Here is a 16,500-nt window from a genome sequence, read left to right on the forward strand (position 1 = left end):
GGGCCCCGTCAAAGGCCTATTCGGTGGGCAGGACGTACTTGGCCGCGATGGTGCGGGCGGTGTCCGAGTCGGGGCCGGGCTGCGGGACGAAGACCGCCTCGCGGTAGTAGCGGAGCTCGGCGATGGACTCGCGGATGTCGGCCAGGGCGCGGTGATTGCCGTTCTTCTCCGGGCTGTTGAAGTACGCCCGGGGATACCAGCGGCGGGCCAGCTCCTTGACGGAGGAGACGTCCACGATCCGGTAGTGGAGATAGCCCTCCAGCGTCGCCATGTCGCGCAGCAGGAAACCGCGGTCCGTGCCGACGGAGTTCCCGCAGAGCGGGGCCTTGCCCGGCTCCTTGACGTGCTCACGTACGTAGGAGAGGACCTGCGCCTCGGCGTCCGCCAGGGTCGTGCCCCCGGCGAGCTCCTCCAGGAGGCCGGAGGCCGTGTGCATCTGGCGCACCACCTCGGGCATCGTCTCCAGGGCCGCGTCCGGCGGGCGGATCACGATGTCCACACCTTCGCCGAGCACGTTCAGCTCAGAGTCGGTGACCAGCGCGGCCACTTCGATGAGCGCGTCATCCGACAGCGAGAGTCCGGTCATCTCGCAGTCGATCCACACCATGCGATCGTTCATGTGTCTCACCCTACGGCCCGCCCCGGTCCGGTGGACCCGCCCGTGCGCCCCGCCGGGGCGGCGGATCGCGTCGGGGCCCGGCCCACGTGCGAAGAGGCCCGCACCCGAAGGTGCGGGCCCCGCGCGTCTTCCTGCCGCCGGACTACGGCGCGCTGCGCTGTCCGGGCAGGCTCGGCCTGCTCGCCGCGTACAGCTCCGCCCGCTCCCGCATCGCCTCCGCGGAGAGCGACGCGGCCGCGCCCAGGGAGCCGGCCGCCGCGGTGCGGCGGGTCTGCATCGGGACCGGGCCCGAGTGCTCCTGGTGCAGCGACGGTGGCGGTCCGACCGGACCTGTCGGGCCGTCCGGATCCGTGGACCGGTCGGCCTGCGGCCTGCGAGCGCGGTACGCCGCCCGGTACGCGGCCGGGGACGAACCCAGCTGCCGCCGGAAGTGACCCCGCAGCGCCACCGGCGAACGGAAGCCGCAGCGGCCCGCGACCTCGTCGACCGAGTAGTCGGACGTCTCCAGGAGGCGCTGCGCCTGCAGGACGCGCTGAGTGATCAGCCACTGCAGGGGAGCACTTCCGGTGAGCGAGCGGAACCGGCGGTCGAAGGTGCGGCGGCTCATGTAGGCGCGAGCCGCCAGCGTCTCGACGTCGAACTGCTCATGGAGATGCTCCAGCGCCCAGGCGACGACCTCCGCGAGGGGGTCGGCGCCGATCTCTTCCGGCAGTGACCGGTCGAGGTAGCGCTCCTGGCCGCCGCTCCGCCGTGGTGGGACCACCAGGCGCCGGGCGAGCGCGCCGGCCGCCTCGTTGCCGTGGTCCGTCCGCACGATGTGGAGACAGAGGTCGATTCCGGCCGCCGTACCCGCCGATGTCAGCACGTCGCCGTCGTCCACGAAGAGCTCGCGGGGGTCGACGTGCACCGACGGATAGCGCTTGGCCAGGGTCGGTGCGTACATCCAGTGGGTGGTCGCCGGACGGCCGTCCAGTAAACCGGCCGCCGCGAGCACGAAGGCGCCGGTGCACAGCCCGACTATGCGGGCGCCCTCCTCGTGAGCGCGGCGCAGTGCGTCGAGCGCCTCCTCCGGTGGTGGCGAGGTGATCGACCGCCAGGCGGGCACGACCACCGTGCCGGCCCTGGAGATCGCTTCCAGGCCATGTGGTGCGGTGAGTTCCAGGCCCCCTGTGGTCCGCAGCGGGCCTTCCTCGCCGGCGCACACCAAAAGGCGGTAGCGCGGCACGCCGGCGTCCTGGCGGTCAATCCCGAACACCGACAGCGGTATGGAACTCTCGAAAATGGGGCCGCCGCTGAACAGCAGCACCGCGACGATCTCCTTGCGGCGTCGCCCGGACAGCTTCCGGGCCGCGGCTTCCGGCGCGGCAGTGGAGTCGTGGCTCATCCTGCTAAGCCCCCCTCGGTGGTCGCGGCTCCTCGGTTGTGTCGCTCCTGCACGTTTCCCCTCGGTCCTGCACGAGTCCCCCGCCGTAAGACAAGATCGAATCTACTGTGTCGACTGGCGCCAAGGTGACCAGTTCGGTACTCCGCAGAATGTCGACATGGCAACTTGGCGTGAAGCATTCGATCACGAAGCGTTGCACTCGTGGGCGCCGCAGGGAAGTGCGCCTCGTGGCAGTGGCCAATCCACGTAGGGTGCGCGCGCCCTCCGTACCCCTTTAGGTGCAGGTCGAACGGGGGTTGGGGGGTCGTTCGAGCAAGGGATGGGCCACAGCCGGAAGTTGGCTGAAAAGAAGCGTAGCTGTACGCGCAAACCGGTCAGTCGACCGGCTTGTTTCCCCCACTGTGACGACCGCCTCGGTGAACTCCCGTGCCGCTTCTGCCACGCGGGTCGGCCCTCGGTCCCGTTCCGCTCCGGCGCCCCGCGTCCCCCGTGCTTCCCGCGCTCCCCGGGCCGGTCCTCACGTGCCGTCCGTGCTGCCGCGGGGTGCGCTGTCGTGCGCGCGAGCGTGACGCGCCCCGTCGCTCCTCGGCCAGGATCGCCGCCCCCCGCTCGGACTGGCGCAGCAGGACCAGACAGATCCCGGTCACGGCCGCGAGACCCAGGGCCGTGCCGGCCGCGCCGGCGAGCGAGGTGCCGTACCAGAGGAGAACGACCGGGACCAGGACGCAGCTGAACGCCGCCCAGCGGACCACATCGCTCACCGTGTCCGCCGCGGGTGGCGCCGAGGGGTGCGATCCGGATCGTGTTCCCGATCCGGACGGGGGTGCCGCGTGCGACGGGGAGGGGCTGGAGGGAGCGGGCGGGGCGGAGGGGGCGGAGGAATGGGGGGCGGTGTCGGGTCCGGGCACGTGCTGCTCCCTAGTACTCCGGTGTTCTCCGTGTTCTCCATGGCGGGTGTTCTCCATGGCGGTGGCTGCGACCGGTTCAACGCGTGTTCGACCGGCCGGTCACTGCCCGGCCGGTGCCGCGTGTGTCCGGAAGGGGGGCGCCCGGCTCCGTACGGCGACGGGAGTTCCCGTTCGCGGGAAGCCTGAGCAAATTCCCGGGGGGCCTTGCGCAAACCGCCTGTACGGGGCAGCAACCATTGCGTTACGGGCGCCCTCTCGTGCATGCTCCCTGGAATGCCGTGTAAGGCGCGCGGGATCTGGGCAGAGGAGGCGTGCCGCCGTACCCTTGGGGGTATGGGGTTGGGAAGATGTTTCCCAGACACAGCTCTGCCGTTCGTTGTCGTCCCCACCACGAGGATCCAAACGCCGAGACACCCATGGCCGGTCACGAATTCTTCGATCCCGCGGACCGCAAGCGCCCGCTCGCCGATCCCACGGCGGCCGAGCCCCTGGCGGCGGAAGAACCCCGCCACTCCTGCGATCCCGCCTTCAAGCACGGCGTCGTCGTCGGTTTCGACGGTTCGACGTCCAGCGAGCGTGCCCTCGCCTACGCGATCGGGATGGCCCACCGCTCGGGCTCGGGCCTGATCATCGTCCATGTGGCCAACCGGCTGCCCACCACGGTGTGGGCGGGCTGCGAGCCACCGGTCTTCGTCGACGTTCCCGACCACCGCACCGAGGTGCTGGGGCTGGAGCTCGCCTGCGCCGAATATCTCTCCGAGGTGCCCTGGATCCTGGTCGAGCGCGGCGGTGACATCTGCCACGAACTCGAAGAGGTGGGCCGGGAGTACGAGGCGGACGCGATAGTGGTCGGCTCCACGCACGGCATCGTCGGGCGCATCTTCGGCTCGGTCGCGGGACGGCTCGCCAAGCGCGCCAAGCGGCCCGTCATCGTCATTCCGTGACGCACCGTCATCCCAGGTCGGACGGCCCCGGGGAAGCGTTCGGCGTTCCGCGTGCAGTGCGTGAACCTACTGGCGCGTAGAGGTGTTTGTGCCTTTGTGAAGGGCATATACGGGACGCCGGTCCTACGCGGCGACCGGTATGGCGCAGCACAACTGCACACGCACGAAGGGAGCCCGCCGTGGACAACGACGTCTCTGCGGGAAGCACCACCACGATCGTAGGAAGACTCGCGCTCGGCGTCACCCTGCTGGCCTTCGGCCTGGGGTACACCGACCTGATCGACGGAGTGACGGCGGCTGACGCCGTGTCACTGGCCCACTACGTAGGCGGCGTCGCGCTCTTCGTCGCCGGTCTGCTCGCCTTCCGCGACCGTGACACGGCCACCGGCACGGCCTTCACGGGACTCGGTGCCCTCTGGTTCACCTGGGCCGTCTCGGCCGGTGGCCAGGTCTCCGACAACGCGGCGGGACTCTTCCTGCTGCTCTTCGCACTCGTCGTGCTGTCACTCGCCCTCGCGGGCGGGGATGTGCTCGGCCAGGGCACCTACGGACTGTTCTTCGTCTCCCTGCTGCTTCTCGCCATCGGCCGCTTCGCGGACAACGCCGACCTGGCCAAGGCCGGCGGCTGGTTCGCCGTCGCGGCCGGCGCGGTCGCCTGGTACGCGGCGACCGCGGCGCTCGCCCACTGGCCCACAGCACTTCCGCGACGCGCCGCCGGCCGGGGAGTGACGGCCACCGGCTGACCTCGGCGCAGGCCGGGGCATTGGGCGGCTCCGGCCCTTCAAGAACGATCCCCGTGCGCGGGTGGTGCGCACGGGGATCGTTCATGTCCGGCCGCGGGCAGGGGACATGCGCGGCTGTGGATCATTCGGTGGTGGAACGTTCGGCGGCGGACCGCCCGGCAGTCGACTACTCGACGGTGACCGACTTGGCCAGGTTGCGCGGCTTGTCGATGTCCCGGCCGAGCGCCAACGCCGTGTGGTAGGCGAGGAGCTGGAGCGGGATGCCCATCAGGATCGGGTCCAGCTCGTCCTCGTTCTTCGGGACGAGGATCGTCTGGTCGGCCTTCTCCTGGTGGCGGTGCGCGACGGCGAGGATCTGGCCGCTGCGGGCCTTGATCTCCTCCAGCGCGGCGCGGTTCTTCTCCAACAGGTCGTCGTCGGGGACGATCGCGACGGTCGGCAGCGCCGGCTCGATGAGCGCCAGCGGGCCGTGCTTGAGCTCGGACGCCGGGTAGGCCTCGGCGTGGATGTACGAGACCTCCTTGAGCTTCAGCGAGGCCTCACGGGCCACCGGGTAGCCCCGGACGCGGCCGATGAAGAGCATCGAGCGGGCCTCGGCGTACGCCGCGGCCAGCTTCTTGATCTCGTCCTCCTGCTCCAGGATCTCGGCGATCTGCGCGGGCAGCTTGCGCAGGCCCTCGATGATCCGCTTGCCGTCGCGGACCGACAGGTCGCGGGTGCGGCCGAGGTGCAGGGCGAGCAGCGCGAAGGCGACGGTGGTGTTGGTGAAGCACTTCGTCGAGACGACGCAGACCTCGGGGCCCGCGTGGACGTACATGCCGCCGTCCGCCTCGCGGGCGATCGCCGAGCCGACGACGTTGACCACGCCCAGCACCCGGGCGCCCTTGCGCTTCAGCTCCTGGACGGCCGCCAGCACGTCGTAGGTCTCACCGGACTGGGAGACCGCGATGTACAGGGTGTCGGGGTCGACGACCGCGTTGCGGTAGCGGAACTCGGAGGCCGGCTCGGCGTCCGCGGGGATACGGGCCAGCTCCTCGATCATCTGGGCGCCGATCATGCCCGCGTGGTACGAGGTGCCGCAGCCGAGGATCTTCACGCGGCGCACCGCGCGCGCCTCGCGGGCGTCCAGGTTCAGACCGCCGAGGTGGACCGTCGAGAACCGGTCGTCGATACGGCCGCGCAGCACACGGTCCACGGCCTCGACCTGCTCGTGGATCTCCTTGTGCATGTACGTGTCGTGGCCGCCCATGTCGTACGAGGCCGCCTCCCACTCCACGGTGGTCGGCTCGGACGTCGTACGGGTGCCCTCGGTGGTGTACGTCCGGAAGTCGTCGGCCTTGAGCGTGGCCATCTCGCCGTCGTCCAGCGTGACTATCTGGCGGGTGTGGGTGACCAGGGCGGCGATGTCCGAGGCGACGAACATCTCCTTCTCGCCGATGCCGAGCACGACGGGGGAGCCGTTTCGCGCCACCACGATGCGGTCGGGGAAGTCGGCGTGCATCACCGCGATGCCGTAGGTGCCCTCTATGACACGCACCGCCTCGCGGACCTTGTCCTCCAGCTTCTCCTGCTGGGAGCGGGCGACCAGGTGGGTGAGGACCTCGGTGTCGGTCTCGGAGAGGAACTCGACGCCGTCGGCCTCAAGCTTCTTCCGCAGGTCGGAGGCGTTGTCGATGATGCCGTTGTGGACGACCGCGACCTTGTTGTCGCCGGACATGTGGGGGTGCGCGTTCACGTCGGAGGGGGCGCCGTGCGTGGCCCAGCGGGTGTGGGCGATGCCCGTGGTGCCGGCGAAGCGCTTGGGGACCTTGGCCTCCAGGTCGCGGACCCGGCCCTTGGCCTTGACCATCTTCAGGCCGGCCGACTTGGGGGAGGTCACGACTATGCCCGCCGAGTCGTAGCCGCGGTACTCCAGGCGCTGAAGGCCTTCGAGGAGCAGCGGGGTCACATCACGCCTGCCGATGTATCCGACGATTCCGCACATATACGTAGAGTCCCTCAGCCGTAAACGATGCGGCGCAGCTGCCTGAGCGTGAGCTCCGGCGGCGCCACCGCGCGATATTTCAGGTCCGCCTCGATCCGCTCGAAGATCGACGCGTTCACCAGGCCCTGGGCCTGGAGTTCGCGGTGGCGGCGACGGACGAAGTCCTGGGTCGTCTCGTCGAAGTAGGCGAGCACGTCCTGGATCACTCGCAGCGCCTCGCCCCGGTTCAGGGGGGTCGACCGCGTCAAATGATCAACGAGTTCGTCGTGCACCCGATGATCCTGAGGTACCGGAAGGCGTTTCGCAAGAATCCTGCCCGATATCGGGCAAGGAGGTGTTGGATCTCTTATGGTCCGCTGTTTACAGGCTGTCCATCCTGCGTCTTGCGCCGCGTCGATTGCCAGGAGCAACTTCTGGTGCCATGGACATTCCACGCATGGGCGTACCCGAGCAGCTCGCCGAGAAGATGACGATGGCCGAGCAGCACGAGTACCTTCGCGCCAAGTTCTCGCGGCGCAACATGATCAGAGGCGGCGCCGTCACCATCGGTGCCGTCGCCGGCGGTGCCTTCGTACCCGGCGCCGCACAGGCCGCGGTCCCGACGCAGCGGACGGCCGCCCCGACCTCGACGGAGAAGGTGGACGGCGCGCTCGTCGCCCCCTTCGGCCGTCACCTCGCCTTCGGCAACGACCCGCGCACCGAGATGACCGTCTCCTGGCAGGTCCCGGCCGCGGTCGGCAGACCCTACATCCGTATCGGCGCCCACCCCTGTGACCTCTCGCGCAAGATCGAGGCCGAGGTGCGCACCCTCTACACCCCGGCCGGTGTGGGCGCGAGCGGCGACCACACCCAGTACTACCTGCACGCCAAGCTCACCAACCTGCGCCCCGGCAAGACCTACTACTACGGCGTCGGCCACGCGGGCTTCGACCCGGCCGAGCCCCACCTCCTCGGCACGCTCGGCACCTTCACCACCGCGCCCTCGCACGCCGAGCCGTTCACTTTCACCGCCTTCGGCGACGAGGGCGTCGGCTACCACGGCCTCGCCAACGACGCCCTGCTGCTCGCCCAGAACCCCGCCTTCCACCTGCACGCAGGCGACATCGCGTACGCGGACCCGGCGGGCCAGGGCAAGGCAACCGACACCGGCTTCGACTCGCGCATCTGGGACCAGTTCCTCGCCCAGACCGAGACGGTCGCCAAGCAGGTGCCGTGGATGCCCGCGTACGGCAACCACGACATGGAGGCCTGGTACTCGCCCAACGGGTACGGCGGCGAGGAGGCCCGCTGGACGCTTCCGGACAACGGCCCCGACAAGGCCAACCTGCCCGGCGTCTACTCCTTCGTCCACGGCAACACGGCGATCATCTCGCTCGACGCCAACGACATCTCCTTCGAGATCCCGGCCAACCTCGGCATCTCCGGCGGCACGCAGACCAAGTGGCTGGAGGCCCAGCTCAAGAAGTACCGCGCCGCGCGGGACGTCGACTTCATCGTGATCTTCTTCCACCACTGCGCGTACTGCACCTCCACGGCGCACGCCTCGGAGGGGGGCGTGCGACAGGAGTGGGTGCCGCTGTTCGAGAAGTACACCGTCGACCTGGTGATCAACGGCCACAACCACCAGTACGAGCGCACGGACGTCATCAAGGCGAACACGGTCACCAAGAAGCTGCCGATCGGCGGCACGGCGTACCCGGAGACCGACGGTGTCGTGTATGTGACGGCGGGCGCGGCCGGCCGCAGCCTGTACGCGTTCAGCGCCCCGGAGTCCTACGAGGGCAAGGAGAACGAGGTCGAGTCCGTCGCCTCCTTCATCAACCTCAAGGACGGCAAGCAGAACGAGACGGTCGCCTGGTCGCGCGTGCGCTACCTCAACTACTCGTTCCTGCGCGTCGACGTGCAGCCGGCCCCGAAGGGCCGCCTCGCGACCCTGAAGATCCGCGGCATCGCCGAGACCGGTGCGGAGGTCGACCACTTCACGATCGCCCGCCGGGCCAAGTAGCACACAGGCACACAGGTACGCCCGGAAGGCGGGGCGTACCGCCTCCCTGGCCGGCGGCCGGCTCCGCGAGCGGTGGTCCTCGAGCGTCCGTTCCTACAGGCGCTTGAGGACCGCCTGCTTGGCCAGGGTGAACTCCTCGTCCGTCAGGACGCCCTCCTTGTGCAGCTCGCCGAGTTCGCGCAGCCTGCGCAGGAGGGCGTCGTGGTCGGCCTCGGGTCCGGGCTCGGGGGCCGCCTCCCAGGCCGGCTCCTCGGTCGTCCGGTCCTCCACCGCCGCCGGATGCGGCAGCCTCGCCTGCACCGCCGCCGCGACCAACGCCATCAGCGGGTCCTTCTTGAAGCCCCACAGCTCCACGGAGTTGGGGTCGTACTTCGGCGGCGCCTTGGTGTCGGCGCCGCGCACGGTGAAGCGCAGGCAGCCGTTCTCCAGCCCGGCCGCCGGACGCCACTCGACGGCCGTGATGTCGTCGAGGGCGAGGGTCCGGGCGCCCGACGCGGACTTCGCGTCCTCCGTCTTCCAGTTCCACTCCAGGCGTACGCGTTCGCCGTCGAAGCTCGCCGTGCCGTCACCGGCGCAGGCGGACAGCGGCACCGCCGGGCCGGGCAGCAGATAGCCGCCGACCGCGTCGGACGGAACCTGATCGAGGAGCAGCGCGCCCCGGACCTCGTCCACGAAGTACTCGGCGACGCCGAAACGGTCGGCCTCCACCGTGAGCTGATACGGGTCGTTGGGCTCCGCGAGCTTGCCGTTCGTCGCCTGGAGCAGCGGGTCGGCGCCGTCGCGCAGCCGGAGCCTGAGCCGCCCGGCCTTCCTGCCCTGCTCCAGCGAGACACCCGCCAACGCGCCGAGCGGCACGGTGAGTTCACCCAGCGTCCGGCGCAGCAGGCTGACGTTCTTGTCCCGCCCGGGGGTAAGCCGTAAAGCGTCCCCGTCGAAGATCCACGTGCCGTCCCGCTGGATGATTTCCGCCATGACGGGGATTGTTCCACCGCGTCTGCGGGAGAGTGGTCTCGACCAATTCGAAGGGCACGGCGAAGGGCGCGGCCGAGGACGGGCCGAGGGCCTTCGCCGGGCACCGAAGGGAGCGCATGTGAGACAGCACCACAGAACGCCCCGCCTTCTCGGTACGCTGCTGCTCGTGGCGGCGGCCGGTATCTCCCTCGTCGGCGCGGCACCGCACACCCGGGCCGCCGCTCCGCTCGGCCGTGTCGTCCCGGCCCCCGCCTCCGTCGAGCCGGGCGGATCCCCGTACCGCATCACCGGCGACACCCGTATCCGCGTCGACGACTCGCGCGAGGTCCGCACGGTCGGCGACTACCTCGCGGACATCCTGCGGCCCTCCACCGGCTACCGGCTGCCGGTCACCTCGCACGGCGCGGGAGCGATCCGGCTCCGGCTCGGCGGCAGGGGACTGGGCGCCGAGGGGTACCGCCTCGACAGCGGCAGGTCGGGCGTCACGATCACGGCCGGCCGGCCGGCGGGTCTCTTCCACGGCGTGCAGACCCTGCGTCAGCTGCTGCCCGCCGCCGTCGAGAAGAACTCCGTCCAGCGCGGACCCTGGCTGATCGCCGGCGGCGCCATCGAGGACACCCCGCGCTACGCCTACCGCGGCGCGATGCTCGACGTCTCCCGGCACTTCTTCACCGTCGCCCAGGTCAAGCGCTACATCGACGAACTGGCGCTCTACAAGGTCAACAAGCTGCATCTGCACCTGAGCGACGACCAGGGCTGGCGCATCGCCGTCGACTCCTGGCCGCGGCTGGCGGCCCACGGCGGCTCCACCCAGGTCGGCGGCGGACAGGGCGGCTTCTACACCAAGGCCGACTACCGCGAGATCGTCCGGTACGCCGCCTCGCGCTATCTGGAGGTCGTCCCGGAGATCGACATGCCCGGACACACCAACGCGGCCCTCGCCTCGTACGCCGGACTGAACTGCGACGGCGTCGCGCCGCCGCTCTACACCGGCACGGACGTCGGCTTCTCCTCGTTGTGCGTGAACAAGCCGCTGACGTACGACTTCGTGGACGACGTGATCCGCGAGCTGGCGGCGATCACCCCGGGCGCATACCTCCACATCGGCGGTGACGAGGCGCACTCCACCAGCCACGCCGACTACGTGACCTTCATGGACAAGGTGCAGCCCCTCGTCGCCAAGTACGGCAAGAAGGTGATCGGCTGGCACCAGCTGACCGGGGCCACCCCGGCCAAGGGCGCCATCGCGCAGTACTGGGGGCTCGACGACACCAGCGCCGAGGAGAAGGCGCAGGTCGCCCGGGCCGCTCAGAACGGGACCGGGCTCGTGCTGTCGCCCGCGGACCGGCTCTACCTCGACATGAAGTACACCGCCGACACTCCGCTCGGCCAGGACTGGGCCGGTCTGGTGGAGGTGCGGCGGGCGTACGACTGGGACCCGGGGAACTACCTCCCCGGCGTGCCCGCCTCGGCCGTCAAGGGCGTCGAGGCGCCGCTGTGGACGGAGACGATCGTGAACTCCGCCGACATCGACGTCATGGCCTTCCCGAGGCTCCCCGGGGCCGCCGAACTCGGCTGGTCGCCCGCGTCGACGCACGACTGGGACACCTACAAGGTGCGGCTCGCCGCCCAGGGACCGCGCTGGGACGCCCTGGGCATCGGCTACTACCGGTCACCGCAGGTTCCCTGGCCGACCCGCTAGCGGGCATGCCGACGGGCGCCCCGGAGGACCGTACTCCGGGGCGCCCGCCTGTCCGTGGGGCTCCTCGCGGAGCCCGGTGCTCAGAACCCGGCGATCGGGTTCTTCAGGGTGCCGACCAGTTGCAGCGCGCCCGACGGATCCGCCAGGTCGACCATCTGCCGGTTGTCGCGCAGCTGGAGCCGGTTGAGGCAGGACAGCGCGAACTCGGGCGCGAACAGGTCGTACTGCCGGAACCTGTCGTCGAGTTCGGGTGTCGCCTGCTGGTACGCGCGCACCGACTCGGCGACCGTCCGCCAGAAGTCCTCCTCGCCGAGGACGCCCTCGTCCGCCAACTGGGCCGCCAGGAAGCGGAAGAAGCAGTCGAAGACGTCCGTGAAGATCGACAGCAGCTTCGTGTCCTCGGGGACCTCGACCCGGATCCGCTCCACCGCGGGCGGCAGCACCGCCTGCGGGTCCATGACCGCGATCTCCTCGGCGATGTCCTTGTAGACCGCCCGCTGCACGGCGCCGTCCTTCAGCACCAGGATGACGTTCTCGCCGTGCGGCATGTAGACCAGGTCGTACGCGTAGAAGCTGTGCAGGAGAGGGGTGAGGTAGGCGCGCAGATAGCGGCGCAGCCACTCCACCGCCGTCAGGCCCGACCGCTCGATCAGCGCGCCCGCGAACGAGGCGCCCTCGTGGTCGACATGGACGAGGGACGCCATCGTCGCGAGGCTCTCGCCCTCCTGGAGCGAGGGGACCGGACTCTCGCGCCACAGCGCGGCGAGCATCTTGCGGTACGGGGAGTAGCGGTCGGTGGCCGCCTCGTACTCCAGGTGCCGGTAGCCGACGGCCGCCCGCTCACGGATGACCGACAGGCCGGTGGACTTCAGCACCGGGTCGTTCTCGACGAGCCGGGCCAGCCAGTCGTTGATGGCCGGGGTCGCCTCCATGTAGGCGGCGGACAGACCGCGCATGAAGCCCATGTTGAGGACGCTCAGCGCGGTCTTCACATAGTGCTTGTGCGGGCTGCTGGTGTTGAAGAACGTCCGGATGGACTGCTGGGCCAGATACTCGTCGTCGCCCTCGCCGAGACAGACCAGGCGCCGCTCGGCGACCTCGGCGGCGAACGTCACGGACAGCTTGTTCCACCACTGCCAGGGGTGCACCGGTATGAGCAGGTAGTCCTCGGGGTCGAGACCCTGGCCGGTCAGCGTCCGGGCGAACCGCTCGACGGTGTCCACGCCCAGCTCCTCGCGTACGAAGGACTCGTACTCGATACCGGCCCCGGCCGTGAACGCGGCCCGTGAGCGGTGAGCCGCCAGCCACACCAGCCGGACCGGGCTCGCGGTCTCGGGGGCGTGGGCGAGGTACTCGTGCACACCGAAACCGAGCCGCCCGTTGTTGGCGACGAAGCAGGGGTGCCCCTCGGTCATGCCGGTCTCGATGGCCTGGAAACCGGCACCGGCCAGCTCACGGACCGGGATCCGCGGCTTGGTGAGCTTGAAGCAGGTGCCCGAGAGGGTGGAGGAGATCTCCTCCAGATAGACCGGCAGGACCTCGTCGCTCAGGCCGAGCGACTCCTTCAGCTCGATGAAGAAGTCCAGCGCGGACAGCGGGAGTTCGGCGCCGTCGCGGTGCCGCGTGATCGACTCGGCGGCCACCTGCCAGTGGTCGAGGGAACGCAGCACGGCGGTGAACCGGTAGCTCGTCAGCCCGTCGTCGCAGCGGACCTCGTACCGGCCGTCCGGCAGGCTCCGCGGGGTGATCAGCCGCTCGTGGGCGAACTCGGCGAGCGCCTTGCGGACGAGGAGGCGGTTGGCGAGGGCCCAGCGCTCGGGGGAGAGGTGGGCGACGCTCCCGGCCAGGCTCATGCCGCCACCGCCTTCGCGAACCGCTCCCGGGTGCAGAAGCTCAGCAGAGCCTTCTTCTCCGGCTTCTGGATCTCCCGCTCGGGCATGAAGCCGACGGCCTCGTTGAGGGCGTGCACGGCCGTGTTGGCCACGTCGGGCTCGACGACGACCCGGCGGGTGGCCGGGTCGGCGAACAGGTGCTCCATCACCGCGGTGATCACGGCCCGGGTGAAGCCGTGCACGGGAGTGTCGCTCGGCGCGACCAGGAAGTGCATGCCGACATCGCCCGGCTCCGGCTCGTACAGGCCGACGAGTTCGACGTGGTCGGGGTCGTAGCGCTCCATCAGGAAGACGGGCTCGCCGTCCAGCACTCCGATGAACGCGTCGTGGTGCTCGCTCGCCGCGATGGCCATGTACGCGCGCTCCACGTCGTGCAGTCCCGCCTCCTGCATCATCCAGAAGGCGGCCTTGGGATGCGTCACCCACCCGTGCAGCAGCCGGGCGTCCTCGACGGGGTCGAGGGGGCGGACGGTGAAGGTGCCGATGGCGGTCGTGGTGGTCATACGGCGAACTCCTGGAACGCGATGGTCTTCTCGACCGGGTAGTACTCGGTGCCGAGCAGCTCACGGATGATGGACGCGTTGCGGTACGGGCCCATGCCGAGGTCCGGTGAGGTGATCGAGTGGGTGTGGACGCCCGCGTTCTGCAGGAAGATCCCGCTCCCCGTGATGTCGATGGCGTAGTTGCGGGCCACGTCGAAGTTGCCCCGGGTGTCGTAGCGGAGCCGGTCGCGGACCGGTGCGAGGAACGCGGGCTCGGCGTACCGGTAGCCCGTGGCCAGGACCAGGCCGGCCGAGCGCAGCTCGTAGTCCTTGCCCTGTTCCTGCTGACGGAGGCCGAGGGTGTACGTGCCCCCGTCGTAACGCGCGCTTTCGAGCGAGGAGTTGGTGAGCAGCCGCGCCGGGACCGGGCCGCCGAGGTTCTTCTGGTAGAGCAGGTCGAAGATCTCATTGATCAGTTCGCCGTCGATGCCCTTGAAGAGGCCCTTCTGCTCCGACCGGAGGCGGTAGCGGGTCGCTTCGGGCAGCGCGTGGAAGTAGTCGATGTACTCCGGGGAGGTCATCTCCAGGGTCAGCTTGGTGTATTCGAGGGGGAAGAAGCGCGGCGAGCGGGTCACCCAGTTCAGCCGGTAGCCGTGGACGTCGATCTCGCTCAGCAGGTCGTGGAAGATCTCGGCGGCGGACTGGCCACTGCCGACCAGGGTGATCGACTCCTTGGCCTGCAGTTCCCGCTTGTGGTGCACATAGCGGGAGTTGTGGATGAAGTCTCCGCCGAGGTCAGCGCAGGCGTCCGGGACGTGGGGCGAGGTGCCGGTGCCGAGGACCAGATGCCGGGCCCGCAGCAGCTCACCGGCCTCCGTCCGTACGACGTACACCTCGTTCTCGTACGTCACCTCCGCGACCGTCGTCCCGAAGCGGACGCTGCTCAGCCGCGAGGCGGCCCAGCGGCAGTAGTCGTCGTACTCGACGCGCAGCGGGTAGAAGTTCTCGCGGATGTAGAACGCGTACAGACGGCCCGATTCCTTGAGGTAGTTGAGGAAGGAGTACGGGGAGGTCGGGTCGGCGAGGGTGACCAGGTCCGACATGAACGGGGTCTGCAGGTGCGCGCCTTCCAGGAACATGCCGGAGTGCCACTCGAAGTGGGGCTTGGACTCCAGGAAGACGCCGCTGAGTTCGGCGATCGGCTCGGTCAGGCAGGCGAGGCCGAGATTGAAGGGGCCGAGCCCGATGCCCACGAAGTCGTAGGTCCTGTCCGTGGATTCAGCAAGCGCGGTCAAGGGACTCTCCCAGGTACTGCTCGGCATGGCCGGCGATCAGATCGAGGACGGCGGCGATGTCGTCCGTCGTGGTCTCGGGGTTGAGCAACGTGAACTTCAGGTAGTGGCGTCCGCCGACCTTGGTGCCCGCGACGACGGCGTCGCCGGAGGCGAACAGGGCCTTGCGGGCATACAGGTTGGCGCGGTCGATCTCGGCCGGGTCGGTGACGACGGCCGGGATGTGCCGGAAGACGAGGGTGGAGAGCGAGGGCCGCACGACGACGTCGAAGCGCGGGTCGGCGGCGAGCAGCCGCCAGCCCTCGGCGGCCAGGTCGCAGACCTCGTCGAAGAGTTCGCCGATGCCGTCGGCGCCCATCACGCGCAGCGTCATCCACAGCTTGAGCGCGTCGAAACGGCGGGTGGTCTGGAGGGACTTGTCGACCTGGTTGGGGATGCGCTCCTGGACCGTGCGGCGCGGGTTGAGGTACTCCGCGTGATAGGTCGCGTGGCGCAGGGTCGAGGCGTCCCGGACCAGCACGGCCGAGGAACTCACGGGCTGGAAGAAGGACTTGTGGTAGTCGACGGTGACGGAGTCGGCCCGCTCGATGCCGTCGAGGCGGTCCCGGTTCTTCAGCGAGGTGAGCAGCCCGCAGCCGTAGGCGGCGTCCACGTGCATCCAGGCGCCGAACCGGGAGCACAGTTCCGCGATTTCGGGCAGCGGGTCGATGGAGCCGAAGTCGGTGGTGCCCGCGGTGGCGACGACGGCCATGGGGACGAGGCCGTCCCGTTCGCAGCGTTCCAGCTCGCGGGCGAGGGTGACGGTCTGCATGCGCTGGTCGTGGTCGACGGGAATCGAGACGACGGCATCCGCGCCGAGGCCGAGGAGTCCGGCCGACTTCCTGACGCTGAAGTGGCTGACCTCGGAGGCGAAGACGCGCAGTCTGCCGAGGTCGGTCGCCGCTCCCTCGCCCTCCCGTCCCTCCCCGCCGGGCTTGGCCTCCTCACGGGCCAGCAGCAGGGCCTGGAGGTTGGACTGGCTGCCGCCGCTGGTGAACACACCGTCGGCGGCCGGGCCGAGGCCGATCCGCTCGTTGGTCCAGTCGATGAGCTTGCGCTCGATGAGGGTGCCGCCGGCCGACTGGTCCCAGGTGTCCAGCGAGGAGTTGACGGCGGAGAGGACGGCCTCGCCGAGCAACGCCGGGATCAGGACCGGGCAGTTGAGGTGGGCGAGGTAGCGGGGGTGGTGGAAGTAGATCGCGTCCTGGAGGTAGACCTCTTCCAGCTCGTCGAGGACGGCCGTGGTGTCGTGCAGGGGCTCGTCGAGGTCGATCCGCTCGATGCGGGGAGCGAGGTCGTCGACCGTGACACCCGTGAACGGTCGGTCGGTGGTGGCGAGTCTGGCCGCCACCCGCTCGACGCCTTCGGTCACGGAGCGGCGGTACCCGTCCGCGGTGGTGTCATTGAGCAGGTGCGAGCGCATGTGGGGGTCCTCCGTGCGGGGGAGAGTCCGAGCGGGACAGGAGAAAGGTCGGAGCCGCGAGGTTCAATTTAGGTTAGCCTAACCTAAGTCGGCCGTGCGACCCCGCCCCAC

General features: G+C 69.8%; 14 protein-coding genes. 4 read left to right on the forward strand and 10 right to left on the reverse strand.

Annotated features, from left to right (window positions below; genetic code table 11):
- Positions 1-16 precede the first annotated feature (16 nt).
- The 3 genes from orn to ACZ4N5_RS15005 all read right to left on the reverse strand — a co-directional run bounded on the left by orn (position 17) and on the right by ACZ4N5_RS15005 (position 2,764).
- Positions 17-619, reverse strand: coding sequence for an oligoribonuclease (gene orn / locus ACZ4N5_RS14995; protein WP_467757511.1), 603 nt, complete (start codon positions 617-619; stop codon positions 17-19).
- Positions 620-761: 142 nt separating this feature from the next.
- Positions 762-2,003, reverse strand: a complete 1,242-nt coding sequence (locus ACZ4N5_RS15000; RefSeq protein WP_467757512.1) for a helix-turn-helix domain-containing protein — start codon at positions 2,001-2,003, stop codon at positions 762-764.
- 374 nt (positions 2,004-2,377) lie between these two features.
- Positions 2,378-2,764, reverse strand: coding sequence for a hypothetical protein (locus ACZ4N5_RS15005; protein WP_467757513.1), 387 nt, complete (start codon positions 2,762-2,764; stop codon positions 2,378-2,380).
- A gap of 563 nt (positions 2,765-3,327) precedes the next feature.
- Here ACZ4N5_RS15005 and ACZ4N5_RS15010 point away from each other — a divergent pair.
- The gene (locus tag ACZ4N5_RS15010; protein WP_037619095.1) at positions 3,328-3,855 is read left to right on the forward strand and encodes a universal stress protein; all 528 of its coding nucleotides are present in this window, start codon (positions 3,328-3,330) and stop codon (positions 3,853-3,855) included.
- A gap of 179 nt (positions 3,856-4,034) precedes the next feature.
- Complete coding sequence (locus ACZ4N5_RS15015; RefSeq protein ID WP_467757514.1) at positions 4,035-4,598, forward strand: GPR1/FUN34/YaaH family transporter; 564 nt, start codon at positions 4,035-4,037, stop codon at positions 4,596-4,598.
- A 166-nt stretch (positions 4,599-4,764) separates the two neighbouring features.
- Here ACZ4N5_RS15015 and glmS read toward each other — a convergent pair whose 3' ends face one another.
- Together glmS and ACZ4N5_RS15025 are read right to left on the reverse strand one after the other, a co-directional pair.
- Complete coding sequence (gene glmS / locus ACZ4N5_RS15020) at positions 4,765-6,582, reverse strand: glutamine--fructose-6-phosphate transaminase (isomerizing) (RefSeq protein WP_467757515.1); 1,818 nt, start codon at positions 6,580-6,582, stop codon at positions 4,765-4,767.
- A gap of 14 nt (positions 6,583-6,596) precedes the next feature.
- Positions 6,597-6,854, reverse strand: coding sequence for a hypothetical protein (locus ACZ4N5_RS15025; protein ID WP_355850850.1), 258 nt, complete (start codon positions 6,852-6,854; stop codon positions 6,597-6,599).
- A 149-nt stretch (positions 6,855-7,003) separates the two neighbouring features.
- Between ACZ4N5_RS15025 and ACZ4N5_RS15030 the strand changes: the two genes are divergently transcribed.
- Positions 7,004-8,587, forward strand: a complete 1,584-nt coding sequence (locus tag ACZ4N5_RS15030; RefSeq protein ID WP_467757516.1) for a purple acid phosphatase family protein — start codon at positions 7,004-7,006, stop codon at positions 8,585-8,587.
- 93 nt (positions 8,588-8,680) lie between these two features.
- Here the strand turns inward: ACZ4N5_RS15030 and ACZ4N5_RS15035 are convergent, their stop codons facing one another.
- Positions 8,681-9,559, reverse strand: a complete 879-nt coding sequence (locus ACZ4N5_RS15035) for a DUF4429 domain-containing protein (RefSeq protein WP_467757517.1) — start codon at positions 9,557-9,559, stop codon at positions 8,681-8,683.
- A 118-nt stretch (positions 9,560-9,677) separates the two neighbouring features.
- Here ACZ4N5_RS15035 and ACZ4N5_RS15040 point away from each other — a divergent pair, with 118 nt between their 5' ends.
- Positions 9,678-11,261, forward strand: coding sequence for a beta-N-acetylhexosaminidase (locus tag ACZ4N5_RS15040; protein WP_467757518.1), 1,584 nt, complete (start codon positions 9,678-9,680; stop codon positions 11,259-11,261).
- A gap of 80 nt (positions 11,262-11,341) precedes the next feature.
- On the opposite strand, the gene ACZ4N5_RS15045 is transcribed toward ACZ4N5_RS15040, so the two are convergent.
- Genes ACZ4N5_RS15045 through desA form a run of 4 tightly spaced genes read right to left on the reverse strand, consistent with a single transcriptional unit; the run spans position 11,342 to position 16,389 of the window.
- Positions 11,342-13,114 (reverse strand): IucA/IucC family protein, encoded by a 1,773-nt coding sequence (locus tag ACZ4N5_RS15045; RefSeq protein ID WP_467757519.1) that lies wholly within the window; start codon positions 13,112-13,114, stop codon positions 11,342-11,344.
- Positions 13,111-13,656, reverse strand: a complete 546-nt coding sequence (locus ACZ4N5_RS15050; protein WP_467757520.1) for a GNAT family N-acetyltransferase — start codon at positions 13,654-13,656, stop codon at positions 13,111-13,113. The genes ACZ4N5_RS15045 and ACZ4N5_RS15050 overlap by 4 nt, the downstream gene beginning before the upstream one ends.
- On the reverse strand, positions 13,653-14,957 hold the full coding sequence (locus ACZ4N5_RS15055) for a lysine N(6)-hydroxylase/L-ornithine N(5)-oxygenase family protein (protein ID WP_467757521.1): 1,305 nt from the start codon (positions 14,955-14,957) through the stop codon (positions 13,653-13,655). The genes ACZ4N5_RS15050 and ACZ4N5_RS15055 overlap by 4 nt, the downstream gene beginning before the upstream one ends.
- On the reverse strand, positions 14,914-16,389 hold the full coding sequence (gene desA / locus ACZ4N5_RS15060; RefSeq protein WP_467757522.1) for a lysine decarboxylase DesA: 1,476 nt from the start codon (positions 16,387-16,389) through the stop codon (positions 14,914-14,916). Before desA ends, ACZ4N5_RS15055 begins: the two co-directional genes overlap by 44 nt.
- Positions 16,390-16,500 lie beyond the last annotated feature (111 nt).

The organism is Streptomyces sp. NPDC026500, assembly GCF_055567635.1.